This is a genomic window from Cellulomonas sp. GbtcB1 (genome assembly GCF_019091725.1).
Taxonomy (GTDB): domain Bacteria; phylum Actinomycetota; class Actinomycetes; order Actinomycetales; family Cellulomonadaceae; genus Cellulomonas.
In genome coordinates, this window is the sequence record NZ_JAGXJG010000211.1 from 1 (window position 1) to 283 (window position 283).

General features: G+C 77.4%; 1 pseudogene. It reads right to left on the reverse strand.

Going from position 1 to position 283, the window contains the following annotated elements:
- Window positions 1–283 (reverse strand): annotated as a pseudogene (locus tag KVT14_RS20315) (indole-3-glycerol-phosphate synthase TrpC); the annotation flags it as partial.

A 283-nucleotide genomic window follows, 5' to 3' on the forward strand; every position in this document is an offset into this window, starting at 1 on the left:
CCGCGCCCGACAGGCGCGGCGCTACGTCCGCCACCAGCGCCACGCCGACGAGCACGGCGTCCGCGCCGGCCCGGGCGTAGTCCATGACGTCGTGCGGCCCGCGCACGCCCGACCCGGCGACCTTGACGACGTCCGCCGGGATCGCCGGGGCCACCCGCGCGAACGTGCCGCGGTCGACCTCGAGCGCCTTGAGGTTGCGCGCGTTGACGCCGACCACCCGCGCGCCGGCGTCGACCGCCCGCTCGACCTCCTCGGCGTAGTGCACCTCGACGAGGGCCGTCAT